Below are 20060 nucleotides of genomic sequence, written 5' to 3' on the forward strand. Positions count from 1 at the left end.
CGCCTTAGCGTTTCCCGCTCGGGACCCGGCAGGCCAGCGTCATCGGAAGGCGCAGGCCTGCGGCCTGTGAGGCTTACATTATCTTAAATGTTAATGCTTGCTGGAATATTCTTAGGCAAGAGGAAGATATAGGGATAGGTTCTGGTTACATTCCTCTCCTGAATAGTTTTTGTTATTTCATTCAACTCATCATTAAATTTTCGCTGCAAATTATAGATATCGGGGTTTTTCTCCAGCGTGAAGATAGGTTCGCCGTCGGGCATAACATATTCACCTAAATAACCGTTATGCAGCCTCCCGAGCAGCGTATAAATATCCAGCCGGGACATTGAACGCGTAAATCCGGGCAGCATGGCTAACCACCCCTCTTTTTCCTGCCCATCTACAGATGTCGGTTTTTTTCCAGCCAGCGTGCCGCTCATCGCGGGGGAATACATCATCCAGTCGTGCTGGGCAAAGTTAACCGCCGCATGGCGGGCAGAACAGGTATAAATGACCATGGTCAGTACATCGGCTAACTCCGCGCGGCGGGTTATTCTTTTAAAGCCGTTGATTCGGCCATTTTCAACCAGATCGTCAATCCACGCCATGAGATCACCGTCGCCGGCAATGGACTCGTCGTAAAAATAATCGATATAGCCGTTCACCCAACGCTGAATAGCGTTCCAGATAAGCAAGCCGTCATCCCGATAGGGATATTCCGGCAGCGCGTGAACATCATCGACGCCGCGCCTTTTTAGCTCAACGGGCAAAAAATTATCATAGAAGTTAAATCGCAGGCGTATATCTATGGCTTTTTGCGCGAGTTTGCCTAACGGGGCCGCCATCAGGCTATCGACAAATTGGTTAGGGCCTAAAATCTGCAGCGTGGCGTTATGGTTGATCCTGTTCGTCCCTTCAAAGTGTGAGATCAACAGGTCATAGACAGGATGGCCTTTTTTCAGATTACGGTAGGTCGCCAGCGCAAAAGCTTCAATTAAAAGGTGAGTAAGTCCCAGATGACTGGAGAGCTGATGCAGGGTTTTATCGGCAGCCTGGATGACCATTTTAGCCTGCTGCCACCCCCATCTATGCGCTTCATCATCAATGGCCAGAAACAGCGGATTAGGTTCAGCATCATTCGGATCCTGTCCGCATTGAATTGCCACAGGCTTGAGCCGTTTTGTTACTTTCGAGACGCTAAATAATCCCATCGCCAGATAGGAGTAGCCGACGATGGGTTCGGGGCTGCTGCCGCTCTCTACTTTCGTATAGCCGTCTTCGGCGACCGCGCCGTCAAGATTGCTGTAGTTGACCATATAAATCCGGTTTTCGCGCAGCGCCTGCTCCAGCGTATCCCCATCGCCCATGACCAGGCGGTACTGTTCCGCAGTCAGCGGAAAATTATCGGGAAGCGAATTGACGCGGTAAAGCGCCAGAGGGTTACATCCACCAACCCGCCAGTAGGCAAAGATATCATCATCATAAATAAAGCGCGCGGTATCCGGCCTTGGGAAGGCTTTAAACTGGTTGTCATACATAGCCAAATCCGGATCGGGGAAATCGCCGCTTTCTACCTTGTCACAATATCCCCTCACCTGCTGCTCAAGCGAGCATAACTGCTCGTCGCGATCCTGAATATCAACGGGAGTCGCCTCAAACATATTTTTGTATTTGGCGTCGACCCTCTCAGCCAGGGTTGAGATTGCCGCGCGCTGCTCTGCGGTCGGATGGGCAATCCTTGAGAGATACGCCTGCCGGTGATTTTCGGCAATCTCCTCGTAAAGTTCATCCAGCGCCTTCTGATAGCTGGCGCGGGGATGAAACTCAACCGGCAAATCCCCCGGGCCGCCATTATCCAGCATCGGGACACCTATCAAAGGGGTTAACATTTCTGTCCAGGGATACTTATCTCTGGCAGTCAGGTCGTTAGCCGAGAGGGTCAGAGTGCTTTTTCCGTCAACAGTTAAGTAAGCCCTTGAATAATAGTGCTTACCGGGCTCTAACCTGCCGTCAATATTTGCGCGAAGGATCATGTAGTTGTATTCGCCCACATACCTGATGGTAATGTAATCAGCCACCATCGTCATTCCCGGCTGCTCAGAGACCACTGTACCGGTGACCGAGTCAAATACCATCCCCTCCTCTGGGATATAAATTTTTACAGCGTCATTCTTAGCATATTTTATTTTGAAAACCGCCCCTTTCGTAAAGCTGAACCTGTCAAATTTTTCAATAAATGTGTTTTCATTTTGACAATCCACAGACTGCGACGGATCGATTAGCGAAATAGCATAATTTTTGATAAATCGGGTGCCGTCGATAAAATCGACCTGTACTGAGAGCGTGGCATCGCCAGGCGATAATGCGCGGAGGTTCAGAACTAAATTATTTTCATTATCGCCAAACCCTTTACCGCTGTATTCCGTACCGGAAAAGGTCCCGGCATTGTTATACATCTCCAGTAGCCCCTCTGAGGAGGTAATGTGAAAATTACTGACGCACTGCTCCACGTGGGTGGCCTGAACGCCATTAATTAAGCCAAAAATAATGAAAGTCCGGTCCCGGCCTATCATCACGCTATCGGGCACGAAGACATCTGCACTGTAGGCGCTGCCGAAGCGGGTGCGGGTCATCGCCGTCGCCAGCAGTTCGCCGTCACCGGAGAAAAAGCGGGCATCAATGTCCACGGATTCTGCCACCGCATCAATGAGTACCGTCTCGATATTACCGGACGCGTCCGTCAGTGCCGTCAGGGTATTGCTGAGATTCGCCTTAAACAAGGCTGAGCCGCTGGTCGAAAAGTTAAGCTGTGCGCCGGCAACGTGAGAGTGATCCTGTTTTGACAGCACGGCCGACACGCGATTGCCCTGCGCATCACCGGGCGCCGCGCCGCTATCGGCGGTAAGCGTAATGTAATAATCGTCAGCGCCGGCTCCGGCATCAACAAAGGTTGATTCGGCAGATTGCGTCAGCTCGTGAACGGCATCAATGGCCGTCACGGTTATCGTTTCAGCAACAGGATCAGAAAAAACAACCTTTGCGCTACCTAACGCACTGGTGGCAACCGTTTTAATATTCTTACCATTATCAAAGAGCGCGTGATCGCTAAGCGTAAAGGTGAGCATTACATTAGGCACGTAGGCGTTATTATCCGTCAGAATGGCCGTGGCACTATTTTTCTCAACACCGTCCGCTTTTGCGCCTGACGTAGTCGTTAATTTCATTACATAAGCCATAAAATATCCTTTCAATTTTTAAATCGTTTTACATTTTCCACTCATGCAGCCAGCGAAGTCCGCCGCTAAAAATTCCAGCTCAATGCGCATATGACTTTCCGGAGATTGGGGCGCAGATATCTGTACGGGAACATTTCCTGCAAATGAAGATATAATATCAACAGCAACTGCACCGAACGTGTTCAGCGGGATAATTGCCGGGTTGTCAAAGCCGATGATTTCGGCGTTATTTTCAGGCAGCCAGAGGCGAAGTTCGGTGATGTCATCAGTACCGACAAAGTATAGCGAACACGGCATATAGTTATCAGCAACGGCACCGGTGGTATAACCATAAGCGTAAATGGCGTTCTCGCCCACGTAATAGTTATTAAACTGCATCGTACCGGTAAATGAATTAGCCGGATGTTCTTTCTGATAGATATTAATCGTTGCAGTGGCGGCTTCAGCTGCGCGAACTCTAAAATAGAGTATGCCGCGGTCATCAAGCTGCGAGTCCCATGTTGGAGAGTTCGACTCAACCACGACTGCATTGCTTGAGCAGGATATTGATACGCGTATCCCCGGCTGTCCGACAACTTTTGCATAGTTATAGGATGAAATACCTAAATGATCTCTGTCGTACACAGGGGCGGCTGTCGCAAAAAAGCCAAGCAAATTTTCCGCGGCCTCGACGATTAACAGCGCTTTTGCCGTACCCGAGAAACGCGTCTGCGCGCTATCCACCACGCGGTAAAATGCGCTCAACCGCCCTCCATTCCCGACCCGCACCGCTTTCTCTTCCGCGATGACGAAATCAATAGCGCGGCGGGCGACATCCTCTGCGGTCAGGATATGGGTTTGCTCATCGGCGGTGCCGTTAACTGTGGAACCGGAACTGTCCTGCCCCGAGAAGAATAATGTGATGCTGTCGGCTGTGGACATTCCTTCATAGGCAACGCGAACACGCACGCCACCATCAGCGATAATATCCGCCTGCCGTATTTCGCTATCGGTCGCCTGTAAAAACACCGGCGCGGGTAGCATATTGCCACCGCTCACAAAATTGATATTCAGCGCAGCCGCATCGCCATTCTCAATGGTCGCGGTCACTGTCGTCAGACCCGGCAGCCTTCCCTTCAGGGTATTGTTAGTTGTACCGTCAGCGGAGGTGAATGTGTCATCCCTGTTCAACGTATTTAAATCAGATGACCAGTGAACGTGCTGCGCCGAAACCGGCTTACTATCGCTATCTATAACGGTCGCGGTGAGCGTGGCAAAATCCGCGTCATTCGCCATGACCTCACTTTTGTCGCTGACCAGCGCGATCGTAAAGCGGCCACTCTCGCAATTGCCGATGGCGACCATTCTGGCGTCAGAATAGAGCCTTTCAGCGCCGGTCTGAATATAGAAATAGACAGAAACCCTTCCATTCAGCACCTGATTGACAATATCCAGAGTAATAAAGAATGTCGCCCCCTCTGATACCAGTGTCTCATCAATGGCGTAAGACCACTGTCGGGATGCGGAAGTGAGCGGTAATCCCGCCGCATCGAATGCTTTCCAGAATAAATGTAATATATCGCCCCGGAAGTTATTTAGCCGAACCGAGGGATGGATACGGATGACGGCGCCATCGGCAGACGTGATCTCGCTCTGACTTAAGCAACCGTCATCACCGCCAATGACTGACGGCGGTGTAAGCTTTTCTACGTCATGCAGGCGGTCGACATAGACGTTTAAATCTTCTGAAAACCGCGTATTTCCCGCCGGATCGGTTGCATCATACCCAACACTATGACTGCCGTCGGTCAGGAGTGCTGACTTTATAGGAATAATGACCGGCAGCGTGATATCATCAGGCGCAACGGCACTGCCGACTTCGTTGTTATCGATATATAGTTTAATAAAATCCCCAAGCCGTCGCCCACTGTAGCCAATAATTGCGATAATACTGCTGGAAGAAATATCATTTTTATCGATAACGCCATCGTCTGCCGCCGGTATTCTCGGCGGCGATAAACTCAAATCTTTCGAACTCATATATCCAGGCCCTACCTCTGCTATTTTATCACTTACGGGTTAACTTCCAGCACCATAATGAAATAACCAAAGAAAAATATTGTGGATGAATTCATGATTTTATTTTTTAGATTCTATGATTTATCATAAAATTCAAAAATAAAAAATATCAATCAAATAAATATTAAAGCGTATGAGGATGAATTTTTATCGTATCCATGAGATATGCCAGCCATTATCTCACATCGTATAAAAATGAGACTCCAGTCATTATTGCCTCAATAAAGTAAAAATACAGTAGATCCGCAACATGCGTTATTCATAATATTTTAACTTAAGAGGAAAAAAACATGCAGAAGAGCAGCATTGTCTCATTACCTGCGCCTGTTATTGATAAAATCATCAACGGCACACTGAACACTAATAAAGGCGTTACATTATCCGTAACGGTAGACAATAACTTAGGATATAAGCCGGGAGACACGCTAAACGTTATCTGGGGAGGGAATGTTTTTGATTCTAGAGTTGTATCGGAAAATGATATTTCATTAAAAAAAATGGCCTTCCCGGTACCTGAAAAATTAATCACAAATGGTAATAATGTCAAAGCTGCTTACATCAGGACAGATGAAAATCTGCAGGTAACGAATTCAGAAGCGCTCTTTTTTACCGTCAATTTAGGCGGCAGCGGTTCGGCAACACCCGATAATGTCCAGCTAACGATTACCAAAGATAATGCAGCTGCCGATGGCCAGGATACTAATATGGCAGCAATAGTTGTTTCTTCCGCGAATACCGGTATTGACGGTATCAGCGTAGATCTTACCGTAAGCGGTAACGCGCTGTTTGTGAATGGCCGCAACCAGGCCACAGTGAAGACGAAAAACTCAGGAATCGCTTCGCTGGGCTTAACGGATGCATCAGCAGAAAAAGTACAGGTGTTTGCCTCCATTGCAGATGATGCCTCTCTCTACGACAAAAAAACAGCCACCTTTATCTCACCGACGCCTGCGCCAGATACGCTGAAGCTTGAAACACTCATCGATCACACTGAGGCAGATGGCAAAAGCCCGAACGCAGCAGTGGCGACGGTAACAGCGAATGGGAGTCCCGTTTCTGAAACCCCACTAAACTTTATCATCAGAGGTACGCAAACCGCATTTTTCGACCTCAACGGTCGCCAGGAAGTGAATGTTCAAACCGATTCATCAGGCACCTTTAAGGTAAACATTGTCGATACAGTTGCAGAAACGATAACCCTGTATTGTTCTTCATTAAACAATTCGGGGTTGAGTCAGCACACCGCGCTCACTTTCGAAAAAATAAGTTCAGGTACGCATCGGCTAATGCTGGATGTTATGGTGGATAATAGTATTTCCGGCAGCGGTAAAGCTAATACTGTCATGGCCACGGTCACGAATGACGGTACCGGTGCGGCGGAAAGGGATATTCCCCTGTCATTTGATGTGACGCAACATGCCTGGTTTCAGGACTCAAAAACATCCACAACAACGGCAAAAACAGATCAGCAGGGCAAGGCTATCGTCTCGATTCTCGATGATACCGCTGAGCATGTGATCGTATCAGCGCATCTCGAAGACAATACTTCGGTATCACAAATTGTCACTTTCAAGGAAAACTTCGATAAAGTTGTGATTACCGATGCTTACAACGTGAATAAAAAGTTTGCTGCTGGTCAACCCTCAACGGCCTGGGAGGGCGCTACCTTTATTTTAAAAACCGTCGGGGGAAGTCAGAATTTTGCATGGGAAGTTATCAGCGGCGCGAATTCCGTGTCCGTTTCCTCACTTCCTGATGGACAAGCCAGCGTTACCATTACCAGCCCACTGTACAGCACACCGTGCGTGATTCGCGTGACCGATAAAGAAACCGGAGAAATTGCAAGCTTTCAATTTTCAATCGCGAAATTCTATAAAGATTTTAAATATAATGTCGGTTGGGCTGAACTAATTTATGATGAAATCATTCAAAAAAATCTGTTGAGTATTCCCGACCTGTTAAGCGTTTATAATGAGTGGGGGGACATGTCCAAATATGGCTCTCCGTGGAATAGCAGCAACGGAGACACCACCTTCTGGTCATCTCAGGTCATTCTTTACGGTTCCTGTGAAGCTACTGTTATTGATTTGTCTGATGGTTCGTCACATTATCATTTATTCCCTGAATTACTGCTACAGAGTAACAAAATTGTCACGTTAGCATAATAATTATGCGCAGCACACTGATGGCACTATGCCTAACCCGCTAGAAATAGTTGCCGGTGCTTATCTCTCCAGGGTATGAAAATGTAATTTCATACCCTAAATCTGCCGGGTGATGAGGCCAGCATAAATTTAGTAAACATCCTGTTTATATGGTGTATAGAAATACGCACTGACATGTATTTTGCATGTAAAAAAACACAAACTCATCTAATCCAGAAGCAACACGCCACATAAAATACAAATATTTGCATATAACGTTTTTTTCAGCAGACTACGTTAAAATACAAGAAGAGTCTTATAGAACAAAATTAATTTAATCTAACAAAAACAACTTCTATAGAATATAAGTGCAAAAGAACTTAATCAACCACAATAAAATATTATAACTAATGCAATTATAGTAAAATATTTTTTGACTATTATCCGATAACACGTGGGTAGGATGATCCTGCATGGACCATCCCCCCTATCAATGAATAAACCTATGTTAATAGACAAGACGATAGACCAGACTTCACATTTATCGGCATACATATATGCGCTTTTCAGCGATAAATTCCTGGAGGTTGGTGTGAAAAACCTACTTTCCAGGCATTTTAAAACGCTTGTATCGATTGAAAGCGATCCAGAAAGCATGCCCTTACTCGTTATTTGCGACAAGCAATCATTGCTAAATCTAACACCCAAAATGCGCTACCACATCATGCGGGTGTCCGCTATTATTATTTTCCATGAAAAATCTCTGGAAAAAAACATGTCCAGCCATGTGCATAAGAACAGAATTGTTTATGTCGATAAAAGGATCCGCCCTTCTGAACTCCTGTTAACTGCTAAAAAGATAATAAATATGAAAGAAAAAAATAAAAGTACAAGATATGAAATTGGCGCTTCTCTGCAGCACTCAGCATTGACTAAAAGTGAGATTGAGATTTTGCGGTATCTTTCTGTCGGCCTGACCCAGCAGAAGATATCGGAAATTTTATCACTCAGCCCCAAGACGATCAGTTTTCATAAGAAAAATGCAATGCGTAAGCTGGACCTCGGTTCAAACATTGAACTATTTTACTGGCTATGTTCCGGGGAGTTAGATGGCGTGATATTTATTAATTAGCTGTAAACATGAAGCAGTTAAAAAGCATCATTTGACAAATATGTATTCATTCACCCCAGTACGCATTTTGAAAATTTGCTCCTGTGCCGGAGTTACGCAACAGCTGTATCTCCCCATAGAACAAACGGCGAACAGACACCAAAACTATTAAGCAACCCTACATCGACACATCATTCTTTACGCCATGTTTATTATTATATTATATAGACACCCTCTGCCGCAGCTTATATTGTGATCTATATTAATTTAGCCACTAATAATTTCAATATTAGTTTTTACCATTAGATTTTAATATATTTTACAGTTATTATATTTTGAAAAGGTAAGCTAGCAGCGTTAGTAATAATGGGGGACTACATGGAGCTTGATGTGGGTTATTCATTTAAGGCAGAAGATGGGAGTATTACTCACAATGGATGTGAACTATTGTCGATTACAGGGATCCGCCAGGAGATACTAAAGCTATTACTCACTAACAAAAACAAATTTGTCCCACGAGTAGAAATAATAGAGGTAGTATGGGGCAATACTGATACCTCACTTTATAACTCATCTTTAACACAACAGATCTACCTCTTGAGAAAAGATTTAGCGAAAATAGATATTAATATAAAGATCATATCGCATCATCATCAAGGTTATAAATTATGCAACGCATATTCTGATGCACTAAAAAGGGAGACTTATCTTCATTCTCACAGTAACAACTGTAGCTTTAAGAAAACAGTTATTGCGAAGCTACGAGATTTCCCGATTATTACGAGAAATATTTTTCAGCTTATTATCTTCATCATTACCATTTTGAACTCATTTATTGTAACCTATTTACTAATCATAAGATGATGCCATTATTTTCAGCCAAATGTCGGGGTGTAGTTATTGGGTTGCGCCCCAAATTCCTACACATCATGAGAACAGGACTAGATGAGCCATCATCTCACAGAATTATTGTATCGACTCAGTATCAATAACGTTAACATGTCACACGCTGCTCCCAAAAATCCTCTTTGACAAAATTGTTTTTTACTGCATAAGCAAACGGCGATTGCGCAGCAAACGAATCCCAGCGTCGGAGAAATGACGCAGCACCACTAAATTTCTCATGATCTTTTCTCCTCTCTCATCCGTTCAAACAGAAAACGCTAACCCAATGTGCACAGGCGTAGATTAAACAGCAAAGGGGTCCCTATTGTTACTGGAGAGATCCTAAAAATGCAGGATGCCCGGATAATAATCTAAGATGCCGCAGGACAACTACGAAGCATAGCGACACTGCGACCGGCGCAATTAAAACCACTCCGCGTCTCGCCTACGCGGTATACTTCATTTCTCTTACAACTTCGATTAATCTCGAACATCACTCATCAGTGACAATCAGGGTGATCTCAATATGGAAAGATTATTGATCTACATTGAGATCAAGTAAAGAAGATTTTTCTCCCCTGCTCACGCGCTGAGCCAGACAATAATAACGTATACGAATCAATGCATTAGAGGAAATCTATGTATGACTGTCACTGAAGATCGCAGCCGTTCCTGTGACATAGAGCAAAAAGAGACGATTGCATCACGTTTACGGCAACTCATTGGCAAACGCACCGTACGCTCTACCGCAAAAGAGTGGGGGCTGGCCTTCTCGACACTCAATAATTACCTGACCCGGGGAACAGAACCCTCCCTTAACGTGGTGTTAAAGATCGCCAGGATTGAAAATGTCTCTATTGAGTGGCTGGCGAAAGGAAGTGTATCAGACCAACGCTCGCTTCCAGCCAGCGGATCGCTCCCTGCTGAAGCCGCACCTTTGCCAGCGCATAGCGATGATGGACTGGCCGCCGCCTGGGCCGTGGTCTTTAACGCTCTCTCTGATGAAGAGCGCGCCGAGATAATTCATTTTTTCATCCAGATGGGTGCAAGAGGTGTACTGAACACCTTACGAACCAGCAGCATGCCCGCAGGCGAGCGCTGATCACCTTATAGACCTGATGTGTCTCCTCATCCCTCTACACCCTGTAGCCACTCCCCCTGCACTGCTGCTATACTCATCAGCGAAATCGCCGATCCACTGCCTTCGGGTCGGTTTTAGCGTCGTTCCACGCACACAACAATCATTAACTTCCCTTCCGAGGATCTGGCCTCAGCGGCTGGATAAGATATGTTAAACAGTATTTTAGTAATACTTTGTCTCATTGGTATCAGTGCCTTCTTCTCAATGTCTGAGATCTCGCTCGCGGCTTCACGCAAAATCAAACTGAAACTGCTCGCCGATGAAGGCAACGAGAATGCACAAAAAGTCCTGAAGATGCAGGAAAATCCCGGCATGTTCTTTACCGTGGTGCAGATTGGCCTGAACGCCGTGGCCATTCTTGGCGGTATCGTCGGCGATGCGGCTTTCTCCCCGGCCTTCTATAGCCTGCTGAGTAATTATCTGCCCGCCGAACTGGCAGAGCAGATGAGCTTTATCCTCTCTTTCGCGCTGGTCACCGGCCTGTTTATCCTGATTGCCGACCTGACGCCGAAACGCATCGGTATGATTGCGCCCGAAGCCGTCGCTTTGCGCATCATCAACCCGATGCGCTTCTGTCTGCTGGTGTTCCGTCCGCTGGTCTGGTTCTTCAACGGCCTGGCGAACATGATTTTCCGCCTGTTCAAGCTGCCGATGGTGCGTAAGGACGACATCACCTCTGACGATATTTATGCGGTGGTAGAAGCCGGAGCGCTGGCGGGCGTACTGCGCAAGCAGGAGCATGAGCTGATCGAGAACGTGTTCGAGCTGGAATCGCGCACCGTTCCCTCCTCCATGACCTCGCGCGAAAACATCATCTGGTTCGATCTGCACGAAGATGAGGAGAGCCTGAAGAGCAAGGTGGCAGAGCACCCGCACTCCAAGTTCCTGGTCTGCAATGAAGATATTGACCATATCATCGGCTACGTCGACTCCAAGGACCTGCTCAACCGCGTGCTGGCGAATCAGAGCCTGGCGCTGAACAGCGGCGTGATGATCCGCAATACGCTGATCGTGCCGGATACCCTGACGCTCTCCGAAGCGCTGGAAAGCTTCAAAACCGCTGGCGAAGACTTCGCGGTGATCATGAACGAGTACGCGCTGGTGGTGGGTATCATCACCCTCAACGACGTGATGACCACCCTGATGGGCGATCTGGTCGGTCAGGGCCTGGAAGAGCAGATCGTCGCCCGCGACGAGAACTCGTGGCTGGTGGACGGCGGCACGCCTATCGACGACGTAATGCGGGTGCTGGATATCGACGAATTCCCGCAGTCCGGCAACTACGAAACGATCGGCGGCTTTATGATGTATATGCTGCGCAAAATCCCCAAGCGCACCGACGCCGTCAAGTTTGCCGGCTATAAGTTCGAGGTGGTGGATATCGACAACTACCGCATCGACCAGCTGCTGGTGACCCGCATCGATAACAAGCCGGCGGCGCTCACGCCGACGCTGCCGGATGCGGAAAATAAAGAGAAGGGCGCGGCATAGCGACTGCGCTATTAAATAGAGGTGACTAACTCACAGAGTTCGCCGCCTATTATGATTATCCGGGAGCGGTTGACCGTTTCCGGATTTTTTATATAAATCATAAGACTAAACATTCCTCAACTCGCTAAAATTGTCCATAACACGCGCAAAATGCCTTAGGTTCTCAGGCAAATATGGAAGCTATTATGGACAAGGAACTCGTTGCTGTTTTACCGGCTTTCAGCCGCAGTATCAGGCCCTCTCTCTATCAATATTTAACTCAAAATAAGAGAGTTACGTCGCAGGATGTTCTGTTTATGGCGGGCTCGCCCGCGGCCGGTAAAACGGAATTACTGGACCTGCTGATTGAGGAAAACAGAATCACCAACATCGTTCGCATTGATGCCGACGACTTTCGCTGGTGGTTTCCCTACTACAATGAAGCAAACGCTGCGGCATATCAGAAACCGGCATCGCAGATGGTTGAACTCATGTATCGCTATGCCCTTCGGGACAAATATCAGATAGTCATGGATTCAACGTTTGCCAGCAGGGACATAGCTGAAAGAAACGTTCAGCGGGCGCTGAGCGCTGGCTATAGGGTAATGATTAATTACGTCTATTTTGACCCAGAACTCGCATGGCGCTATGCGAAATTGCGAGCGCGAAAGGTTCCTCTGGATATACTTAAGCAAAACTTTTTCAAAAGTCGAAAAACCATTGAGTATATGATTGAAAAATATAAAGATAATATAACACTCAACGTTTATCAGCGTAGACCTTCGCCGCAAAACCCGCATAAATTTGTGGTTGATTATAAACCCGACGTAACCCTGGCGTCCTGGCCTGATTCCCACGACTGTCCCTACAGGGACGTTAGCGATCTGAGCCACATCACTTTATAATGACGTCTCAACAGAGGGGCACATATGGCGACTGAGACTAAGTATTGTTCAGAACCTTCGCTGTTTGAAGCGTTTGGCGCGAATGTTAGCGAGCAGATGAAGGCGACAAACAAGAGAGCAGCTGAGCGCTCTATGGAAGATATGGCCAGGATATTGAATCATCAGGGTCAGGACAACAAGCGCGGTCACCACGGCGAATGAGCCGCCTTTACAGCGGGTTTAAAACAGCCAGTCAGCGATCGCGCTGACTGGCATAACTCCCACCGGGAGCCGTTTTTACTTCATATCACTGCATAGCACGGTACTTACTGGTTATGCCATCTCTGTTTGCAGACGCATAACCTGACGATTGACTTCGGACATCACAGAGAGATGCTGCTTGTCCTTCACTTTCGGGATAAGGATCTTGCCCTTATCAAACTCGAAAGCGCCTACGTCCTTGATATACAACCGTCCACGGAACAGGATCTTCACGTACTTCGCCACCTGAAGCGGGTTGTACTTTTGGAAAATTTTCATTGTTGTCTCCTGCTAAGTCTTACGCTCCTGCGGTACCACACTCGGTCCAGCGTTACGGGGCGCAAATTAATGCTCTGAAACTATAGACCACTTGATTGAGGACACCCAGCCTATATAAGTTTTTTTACTTTCTGATGACAATAAGTAAGAATTTTCTCTTCAGAAATGGGAGCCACGCAGTATAAGGCGCCGTTTTGTCTCCGGGATGTGCGCTCGCCCGCAAAGTGGCATCCTCATTGCGGGAAAAGGTCAGGGTTCGCACGTATGATTAAAGCATCTCACCAAGTGGTCGGATCACCTGCATAAAATAAGGAAAAACCATGACCCTACGTAAGCTGATGGCAATCACCTGCCTGCTCATGCCGATGATGGCTTCTGCCCATAACATTGAAACCGGCCAGCGCGTGCCGCCGGTAGGCGTTGCCGATCGCGGCGAGCTCATGCTCAATAACGATGAGTTTAGCTATAAAAAATGGAACAGCGCGCAGCTCGCCGGAAAAGTGAGAGTTGTGCAGCATATTGCCGGCCGGACGTCGGCGAAGGAGAAGAACGCGACGCTGGTGGAGGCGATCAAGTCGGCCAATCTGCCCCACGATAAGTATCAGACCACCACCATCGTCAATACTGATGACGCCATTCCCGGCACCAGCATGTTTGTGCGCAGCAGCATTGAGAGCAATAAGAAGCTCTATCCGTGGTCGCAGTTTATCGTCGACAGCGACGGGCTGGTGCGCCAGTCATGGCAGCTGGAAGAAAAAGGCTCAGCGGTCATCGTGCTGGATAAAGCGGGCCGCGTACAGTGGGTGAAAGATGGCAGCCTCACTCCCCAGGAGGTGCAGCAGGTCATCGCCCTGCTGCATAAGCTGCTCGGTCAGTAGAGGGAGACCCGAAAGCCGGGGTTGAGGAACGACTCGCGGGGCGTGTAGTCCAGCGTTTTACCCTGCCAGTCGTGTACCTGCGCCCCGGCGGCGACCGCAACGGCATGTCCGGCGGCGGTATCCCAGACGTTCGTCGGTCCGAAGCGCGGATAGAGCTGCGCTTCCCCCTCCGCCACCAGGCAGAACTTGAGCGAAGAGCCTATCGAGGTGGTCTGGTGTTCGCCCAGCTGCTGCAGGTACTCTTCCAGCTCGCCGTCGATGTGCGAGCGGCTGATCACCACCCGCGGCGGCCGCGCTTCGCGCACCTGAATCTGCTTGCGGACGCCGCACTCCTCTTTCCAGGCCTTGCCTTCGGCCGCGCTGTACATCACCTTCATCACCGGGGCATAGACCACGCCCAGCACCGGCCTGCCGTTTTCAATCAGCGCGATATTGACGGTAAACTCGCCGTTGCGCTTGATAAATTCTTTGGTGCCGTCGAGCGGGTCCACCAGCCAGTAGCGCTGCCAGTGCTGGCGCACGTCCCAGCGGGGCGGATCCTCTTCCGACAGTAAAGGAATGTCGGGGGCCAGCGCCTGTAGCCCCTGGGCAATGACCCTGTGGGCGGCAATATCGGCGGCGGTTACCGGCGAATCGTCGGCCTTACTGACCACGTCCATCGGCCTGTGACCGTCGTAAACCTGCATGATGGCGTCTCCGGCCTGTCGCGCAAGCTGACATATTTGTTCTAGCATGTTCCACCTCGTTTAATGGCAGTGGCTCTTAACCTGTTGTTTTATTTATATCCTATTGTCGCTTTCTGCGCTATCTGTGAAGCACTCCCGGTTTCGGGCCCGCTCTTTCTAGCAAGCTTCACAATTCTTTAGCAACAGGATGCACATCCTCTTTTCTTTTGTGAACACGATCAACGAAAGGATCCCTCTGATGATTAAGTTTAGCGCAACGCTGCTTGCCGCGCTGGTGGCGGCCGGCGCGCAGGCCGCCACGGTCGATCTGCGGATTATGGAAACCTCCGACCTGCACAGCAACATGATGGACTTTGACTACTACAAGGATGCGGCCACGGAGAAATTCGGCCTGGTGCGTACCGCCAGCCTGATTAATTCCGCCCGCGCGGAGGTCAAAAACAGCGTGCTGGTGGATAACGGCGACGTGATTCAGGGCAGCCCGCTGGGCGATTATATGGCGGCAAAGGGGCTGAAGGCGGGCGATGTGCATCCGGTTTATAAGGCGATGAATACCCTGGATTATGCGGTGGGCAATCTCGGCAATCACGAGTTCAACTACGGCCTGGACTATCTGCACAAGGCAATAAGCGGCGCCCGTTTTCCCTACGTAAACGCTAACATTGTTGATGTTAAAACCGGTAAGCCGCTGTTCACGCCCTATCTTCTCAAAGAGACGCGGGTTATCGACAGCGACGGCAGGGCGCAGACGCTGAAAATAGGCTATATCGGTTTCGTACCGCCGCAGATAATGACCTGGGATAAGGCCAACCTCAGCGGCAAGGTGACCGTCAACGATATTACCGAAACCGCCCGCCGATACGTGCCGCAAATGCGCGCTGCAGGTGCCGATCTGGTGATAGTAATTGCTCACTCCGGACTCTCTGCCGATCCTTACCACGCGATGGCCGAAAACTCGGTCTACTACTTAAGCCAAGTGCCCGGCGTGGATGCCATCCTGTTCGGCCACGCCCACGCGGTCTTCCCGTCGAAGGACTTCGCGGCGATTAAAGGCGCCGACATTGAGAAAGGGCTTCTCAACGGCGTTCCGGCGGTGATGCCCGGCATGTGGGGCGATCATCTCGGCGTGGTGGATCTGGTACTGAACAACGATGCCGGCAAGTGGCAGGTCAGCCGGGCCAGAGCCGGGGCGCGGCCGATTTACGACAGCGTGGCGAAGAAATCGCTGGCGGCGGAGGATGCGAAGCTGGTCAGCGTGCTGAAGGCCGATCACGATGCCACCCGCGCTTTCGTCAGCAAGCCGGTGGGCAAATCCTCCGACAATATGTACAGCTACCTGGCGCTGGTGCAGGACGATCCGACCGTCCAGGTGGTGAATATGGCGCAGAAGGCCTACGTAGAGCATTACATTCAGGGCGATCCCGATCTGGCAACGCTGCCGGTGCTCTCCGCCGCCGCGCCGTTCAAAGTGGGCGGGCGCAAGAACGATCCGGCAAGTTTCGTTGAAGTGGAAAAAGGTCAGCTCACCTTCCGCAATGCCTCCGATCTCTACCTCTATCCGAATACGCTTATCGTGGTGAAGGCCAGCGGCAAAGAGGTCAAGGAGTGGCTGGAGTGCTCCGCCGGGCAGTTTAACCAGATAGATCCCAGCAGCAGCAGGCCGCAGCCGCTTATCAACTGGGAGAGCTTCCGCACCTATAATTTCGACGTCATTGACGGCGTCAGCTATCAGATTGACGTCACCCGGCCGCCGCGCTACGACGGCGAGTGCCAGAGCCTCAATCCGCAGTCGGAGCGCATTACGCACCTGACGTATCGGGGCAAACCCCTCGATCCTAACGCCACCTTCCTCGTCGCCACTAATAACTACCGCGCCTACGGTGGCAAGTTCGCCGGCACCGGCGAGGATCATATTGCGTTTGCCTCGCCGGATGAGAACCGCGCGGTGCTGGCGGCGTGGATCGCCAGCGAGTCGAAACGGCACGGCGCTATCCATCCGGCCGCCGACAACAACTGGCGCCTGGCACCGATTAAGGCTTCCGTGCCGCTGGATATCCGCTTCGAAACGTCACCCTCGGCGAAAGCGGCGGCCTTTATTCAGTCGCACGCCCGCTATCCGATGACGCAGGTCGCCACCGACGATATCGGCTTTGCCGTCTACCGCCTGGACTTAACCCGATAGCTCCGCCTCTTTCTGCTCGCGGTGCGCCAGCACCGTGGGCAGGTTGCTCTCGATCCAGTCCGCCAGGGCCACCACCTTTTCGCTGACCTGCTGGCCGAGCGGCGTCAGGCTATATTCCACGTGGGGAGGCACCACCGGGAGGGAGACGCGGTTGATAAAGCCGTCACCCTCCAGCGCCTGCAGCGACTGGGCCAGCATCTTTTCGCTCACGCCGCCCATTTTGCGCCGCAGATCGCTGAAGCGAAACGTGCCCGCCTGCAGGGCCACCAGGATCAGTACGCCCCAGCGGCTGGTCACGTGTTTGAGCACATCGCGGGAAGGGCACTGTTCGGCAAAGAGATTGCCGTCGCGCATCTGCTCGCTGATTGTCGGATTTGCTCTCTTCATACTTACCTTTGTGTACGTACTTACTAAAAGTTAGTTAAGGTGCTAGCGTAGCATAACTTACCGCAAACACTAAGGAGCAACATGATGATCGCAATTACCGGCGCTACCGGACAGCTGGGCCACCTCGTCATTGAAGCGCTATTGAAAACGCAGCCGGCCGGCCAGCTGGTGGCCATCGCCCGCAACCCGCAGAAGGCGCAGGACCTGAGCGATAAGGGCATTCAGGTTCGCCAGGCCGATTACGCGGATCAAGCCGCGCTGACCGCCGCCCTGCGGGGCGTTGACAGGCTGCTGCTGATCTCCGGCAGCGAAATGGGCCAGCGCGCCGCCCAGCATCGCAATATCATCAATGCGGCAAAGGCGGCCGGAGTGAAATTCATCGCCTACACCAGCCTGCTGCACGCCGACAGCTCGCCGCTGGGCCTGCACGTTGAGCACGTGGAAACTGAAAAAATGCTCGCCGAAGCCGGGATCCCTTACGCCCTGCTGCGCAACGGCTGGTATGTCGAAAACTACCTCGCCAGCGCACCGCCGGCAATTGAGCACGGGATCTTCATCGGCGCCGCCGGTAACGGCAAAATCTCCGCCGCACCGCGCGCCGACTATGCAGCGGCGGCGGCACGCGTGATAAGCGAAGAGGGGCACGCGGGCAAGGTCTACGAACTGGCCGCCGACAGCGCCTGGACCCTGAGCGAGCTGGCCGCCGAGCTGAGTAAGCAAACGGGCAAAAGCGTGGCCTATCAGAACATGAGCGAAGCCGATTTTGCCGCCGCGCTGAAGAGCGTCGGCCTGCCGGACGGCCTGGCCGACATGCTGGCCGACTCGGACATCGGGGCGTCGAAAGGCGGCCTGTTTGACGACAGCAAAACCCTTAGCCGGCTGATTGGCCGCCCGACGACGCCGCTTGCCGACAGCGTTAAAACGATTCTGTAAACCCGGCGCCGCAGCGGTGAGTTCCGCCGCTGCGGCTTCCCCGGTCACTGATGACAAACATATTGTCACCAAAGGCAAACCCACGATATTTTCTTCTGAAAATAAACGTTCTGCCGACAGCATTATTGTTGATAGCTTTTGACGGCGGCGATTATACTTCAGACAAATACACACTGACTGTCTGGTATCTTCGTGGTCTATTGCATCAATCGAACGGTCATCTATAACCCCGATGACGGCAGCCTGACGCTCACCGACGAGAGCCATCAGGAGTCCGCGGGCGAAATCTCGCTGACGCCGACGGCAAACCGCCTGCTGCAGCTTCTTATTGCCCATCAGGGCAGCGTGCTTGCGCGCGAAGAGCTGCTGGAGCACGTCTGGGATAATTACGGGCTTAAGTCATCGAATAACAGCCTGAATCAGTACATCAGCATGCTGCGGCGCAACTTTACCGATCTTGGCGTCGAAGAGATGGCAATCGTCACGGTGCCCAGAGTCGGCTTTATGTTCAGCCCGGAGCTGGAGGTTACCGCCGGACCTGTTCAGCTTCCCCGCCCGCTGCCGCAGCAACCCGCAGCCCACGACGCCGGCGTCGAGGTAGCGCCTGCGACCGCCGCCCGCCGCTCGCCCGCCGCCCGCAAAAACCGCATCCTGCTTCTCCTGCTCGCCCTGCTGACGGTGGCAAACCTCGGCTACGCGGCATACCGCTACGCGTTACCGGATACGCCGCTTTACGAAGCGCGCTATCTGACCGGCGAAATAGGCGGCTGCCCGGCGTACAGCTTCTACCGCTCCAGCCAGAGCAGCGGCCAGGAGAACCTGCGCATGATTGCGGCGCAGATGAAGCGCGCGGCGCTTCCCTGCCCGGCCGGCAGCGCTATTTTTTACCGCCTGCTGGAAACGCCCGAGCAGCAGGCAACGCAAATCCCGTTTATTGCCGTTTGCTACCCGGCGGCCGACGGCCGCTATGCCAAATGCCACAGCAGCTATAACAATTAAGATGAACATAACCGTGAAGAAAATCGTGCTCGCGCTGCTCGCCGTCAATATCCTGCTGGCGGGCTGGACGCTCTGGTCCATCCGGCAACATTATCAGCGGCCGACGCTCGATTTTTTATGCGAATCGACGCTGGCAATGCATCGCCATAGCGAGACCGACAGCCGGGGATTTACTTTCGAGGGCACGGTGCTGGTGCGCTTCAGAGCCGATGAAACGGGCTATATCTGGCTGATTGGCAGCGCCAGTGAGGCAGATAATAAGACTACCGTCGCTCGCGAAATCCGCTTTCGCTATCGTTCAAAGGATGAAAAAGGCATTTATGCCCTGACCACGACGTCGCAGCACCGCGCCCAGCGGGACGACACGCCGGATGCGCTGATTGAGCGGAATATTAGCGGCAAGCCGGGCACCACCGACAGCTACGTAGTGCGCAGAGTCAACGCCAACACCTACAGCATTGGCGGCATGTATTCGCCGGTGATTATGTGCGTCGACAGGGCCTAGGGGATAAAGCGGCGATGCGGCTGGCGCATCGCCGGAGCG

Annotated in this window: 17 protein-coding genes; 12 read left to right on the forward strand and 5 right to left on the reverse strand. The window is 51.0% G+C overall.

Annotated elements, in window-relative coordinates; genetic code table 11:
- Positions 1 to 83 precede the first annotated feature (83 nt).
- Both ENGE1_RS09610 and ENGE1_RS09615 read right to left on the reverse strand, forming a co-directional pair.
- Positions 84 to 3218 carry a lipoxygenase family protein gene (locus ENGE1_RS09610; protein ID WP_064360611.1) on the reverse strand — a complete coding sequence of 1045 codons (3135 nt, stop codon included), beginning with the start codon at positions 3216 to 3218 and terminating at the stop codon, positions 84 to 86.
- An 18-nt stretch (positions 3219 to 3236) separates the two neighbouring features.
- Complete coding sequence (locus ENGE1_RS09615; protein ID WP_053075580.1) at positions 3237 to 5237, reverse strand: Ig-like domain-containing protein; 2001 nt, start codon at positions 5235 to 5237, stop codon at positions 3237 to 3239.
- A 329-nt stretch (positions 5238 to 5566) separates the two neighbouring features.
- Here ENGE1_RS09615 and ENGE1_RS09620 point away from each other — a divergent pair, with 329 nt between their 5' ends.
- From ENGE1_RS09620 to ENGE1_RS28415, 7 genes are all read left to right on the forward strand, one after another.
- Positions 5567 to 7441: an Ig-like domain-containing protein gene (locus tag ENGE1_RS09620; protein ID WP_048253468.1), complete on the forward strand. Its 1875-nt coding sequence runs from the start codon at positions 5567 to 5569 to the stop codon at positions 7439 to 7441.
- A gap of 571 nt (positions 7442 to 8012) precedes the next feature.
- Positions 8013 to 8552 carry a helix-turn-helix domain-containing protein gene (locus ENGE1_RS09625; protein WP_158443161.1) on the forward strand — a complete coding sequence of 180 codons (540 nt, stop codon included), beginning with the start codon at positions 8013 to 8015 and terminating at the stop codon, positions 8550 to 8552.
- Between the two features lie 357 nt (positions 8553 to 8909).
- Positions 8910 to 9395: a winged helix-turn-helix domain-containing protein gene (locus ENGE1_RS09630; RefSeq protein ID WP_162268890.1), complete on the forward strand. Its 486-nt coding sequence runs from the start codon at positions 8910 to 8912 to the stop codon at positions 9393 to 9395.
- A 664-nt stretch (positions 9396 to 10059) separates the two neighbouring features.
- Entirely contained in the window at positions 10060 to 10518 is a 459-nt protein-coding gene (locus tag ENGE1_RS29215; RefSeq protein ID WP_053075581.1) for a helix-turn-helix domain-containing protein, read from the forward strand.
- A 186-nt stretch (positions 10519 to 10704) separates the two neighbouring features.
- Positions 10705 to 12048, forward strand: a complete 1344-nt coding sequence (locus tag ENGE1_RS09640; protein ID WP_043081891.1) for a polyamine export protein PaeA — start codon at positions 10705 to 10707, stop codon at positions 12046 to 12048.
- 185 nt (positions 12049 to 12233) lie between these two features.
- On the forward strand, positions 12234 to 12932 hold the full coding sequence (locus ENGE1_RS09645; RefSeq protein ID WP_048253470.1) for a zeta toxin family protein: 699 nt from the start codon (positions 12234 to 12236) through the stop codon (positions 12930 to 12932).
- Positions 12933 to 12956: 24 nt separating this feature from the next.
- Complete coding sequence (locus ENGE1_RS28415; RefSeq protein WP_155407641.1) at positions 12957 to 13133, forward strand: hypothetical protein; 177 nt, start codon at positions 12957 to 12959, stop codon at positions 13131 to 13133.
- 111 nt (positions 13134 to 13244) lie between these two features.
- Here ENGE1_RS28415 and ENGE1_RS09650 read toward each other — a convergent pair whose 3' ends face one another.
- Positions 13245 to 13451, reverse strand: a complete 207-nt coding sequence (locus ENGE1_RS09650; RefSeq protein ID WP_043081889.1) for a DUF1107 domain-containing protein — start codon at positions 13449 to 13451, stop codon at positions 13245 to 13247.
- A 320-nt stretch (positions 13452 to 13771) separates the two neighbouring features.
- On the opposite strand from ENGE1_RS09650, the gene ENGE1_RS09655 reads away from it, so the two are divergent.
- Entirely contained in the window at positions 13772 to 14329 is a 558-nt protein-coding gene (locus ENGE1_RS09655) for a YtfJ family protein (protein WP_048253471.1), read from the forward strand.
- Here the strand turns inward: ENGE1_RS09655 and cysQ are convergent.
- Positions 14323 to 15063, reverse strand: a complete 741-nt coding sequence (gene cysQ, locus ENGE1_RS09660) for a 3'(2'),5'-bisphosphate nucleotidase CysQ (RefSeq protein ID WP_043081887.1) — start codon at positions 15061 to 15063, stop codon at positions 14323 to 14325. The two genes, ENGE1_RS09655 and cysQ, sit on opposite strands and share 7 nt — an antisense overlap.
- 190 nt (positions 15064 to 15253) lie before the next feature.
- Here cysQ and ENGE1_RS09665 point away from each other — a divergent pair, with 190 nt between their 5' ends.
- Positions 15254 to 17197 carry a bifunctional 2',3'-cyclic-nucleotide 2'-phosphodiesterase/3'-nucleotidase gene (locus tag ENGE1_RS09665; protein WP_048253472.1) on the forward strand — a complete coding sequence of 648 codons (1944 nt, stop codon included), beginning with the start codon at positions 15254 to 15256 and terminating at the stop codon, positions 17195 to 17197.
- Here ENGE1_RS09665 and ENGE1_RS09670 read toward each other — a convergent pair.
- Entirely contained in the window at positions 17186 to 17584 is a 399-nt protein-coding gene (locus tag ENGE1_RS09670) for a winged helix-turn-helix transcriptional regulator (RefSeq protein ID WP_043081885.1), read from the reverse strand. The two genes, ENGE1_RS09665 and ENGE1_RS09670, sit on opposite strands and share 12 nt — an antisense overlap.
- Before the next feature lie 84 nt (positions 17585 to 17668).
- Here ENGE1_RS09670 and ENGE1_RS09675 point away from each other — a divergent pair, with 84 nt between their 5' ends.
- The 3 genes from ENGE1_RS09675 (at position 17669) to ENGE1_RS09685 (ending at position 20021) form a co-directional block, all read left to right on the forward strand.
- On the forward strand, positions 17669 to 18517 hold the full coding sequence (locus ENGE1_RS09675; protein ID WP_043086384.1) for an SDR family oxidoreductase: 849 nt from the start codon (positions 17669 to 17671) through the stop codon (positions 18515 to 18517).
- A 192-nt stretch (positions 18518 to 18709) separates the two neighbouring features.
- A complete protein-coding gene (locus ENGE1_RS09680) occupies positions 18710 to 19516 on the forward strand; it encodes a winged helix-turn-helix domain-containing protein (protein ID WP_053075582.1) in 807 nt (268 codons plus the stop codon).
- 13 nt (positions 19517 to 19529) lie between these two features.
- Entirely contained in the window at positions 19530 to 20021 is a 492-nt protein-coding gene (locus ENGE1_RS09685) for a FidL-like protein (protein WP_162268891.1), read from the forward strand.
- Positions 20022 to 20060: the final 39 nt, after the last annotated feature.

This window comes from Pluralibacter gergoviae ATCC 33028 = NBRC 105706 (assembly GCF_001598855.1).
In the GTDB taxonomy this organism is placed as follows: Bacteria; Pseudomonadota; Gammaproteobacteria; order Enterobacterales; family Enterobacteriaceae; genus Pluralibacter; species Pluralibacter gergoviae.

Bases quoted from the DNA above. Each gene is read 5' to 3' on its own strand.
- ENGE1_RS09610 (WP_064360611.1), bottom strand. From the start codon at position 3,218: ATGGCTTATGTAATGAAATTAACGACTACGTCAGGCGCAAAAGCGGAC.
- ENGE1_RS09615 (WP_053075580.1), bottom strand. From the start codon at position 5,237: ATGAGTTCGAAAGATTTGAGTTTATCGCCGCCGAGAATACCGGCGGCA.
- ENGE1_RS09620 (WP_048253468.1), top strand. From the start codon at position 5,567: ATGCAGAAGAGCAGCATTGTCTCATTACCTGCGCCTGTTATTGATAAA.
- ENGE1_RS09630 (WP_162268890.1), top strand. From the start codon at position 8,910: ATGGAGCTTGATGTGGGTTATTCATTTAAGGCAGAAGATGGGAGTATT.
- ENGE1_RS29215 (WP_053075581.1), top strand. From the start codon at position 10,060: ATGACTGTCACTGAAGATCGCAGCCGTTCCTGTGACATAGAGCAAAAA.
- ENGE1_RS09640 (WP_043081891.1), top strand. From the start codon at position 10,705: ATGTTAAACAGTATTTTAGTAATACTTTGTCTCATTGGTATCAGTGCC.
- ENGE1_RS09645 (WP_048253470.1), top strand. From the start codon at position 12,234: ATGGACAAGGAACTCGTTGCTGTTTTACCGGCTTTCAGCCGCAGTATC.
- ENGE1_RS28415 (WP_155407641.1), top strand. From the start codon at position 12,957: ATGGCGACTGAGACTAAGTATTGTTCAGAACCTTCGCTGTTTGAAGCG.
- ENGE1_RS09650 (WP_043081889.1), bottom strand. From the start codon at position 13,451: ATGAAAATTTTCCAAAAGTACAACCCGCTTCAGGTGGCGAAGTACGTG.
- ENGE1_RS09655 (WP_048253471.1), top strand. From the start codon at position 13,772: ATGACCCTACGTAAGCTGATGGCAATCACCTGCCTGCTCATGCCGATG.
- cysQ (WP_043081887.1), bottom strand. From the start codon at position 15,063: ATGCTAGAACAAATATGTCAGCTTGCGCGACAGGCCGGAGACGCCATC.
- ENGE1_RS09665 (WP_048253472.1), top strand. From the start codon at position 15,254: ATGATTAAGTTTAGCGCAACGCTGCTTGCCGCGCTGGTGGCGGCCGGC.
- ENGE1_RS09670 (WP_043081885.1), bottom strand. From the start codon at position 17,584: ATGAAGAGAGCAAATCCGACAATCAGCGAGCAGATGCGCGACGGCAAT.
- ENGE1_RS09675 (WP_043086384.1), top strand. From the start codon at position 17,669: ATGATCGCAATTACCGGCGCTACCGGACAGCTGGGCCACCTCGTCATT.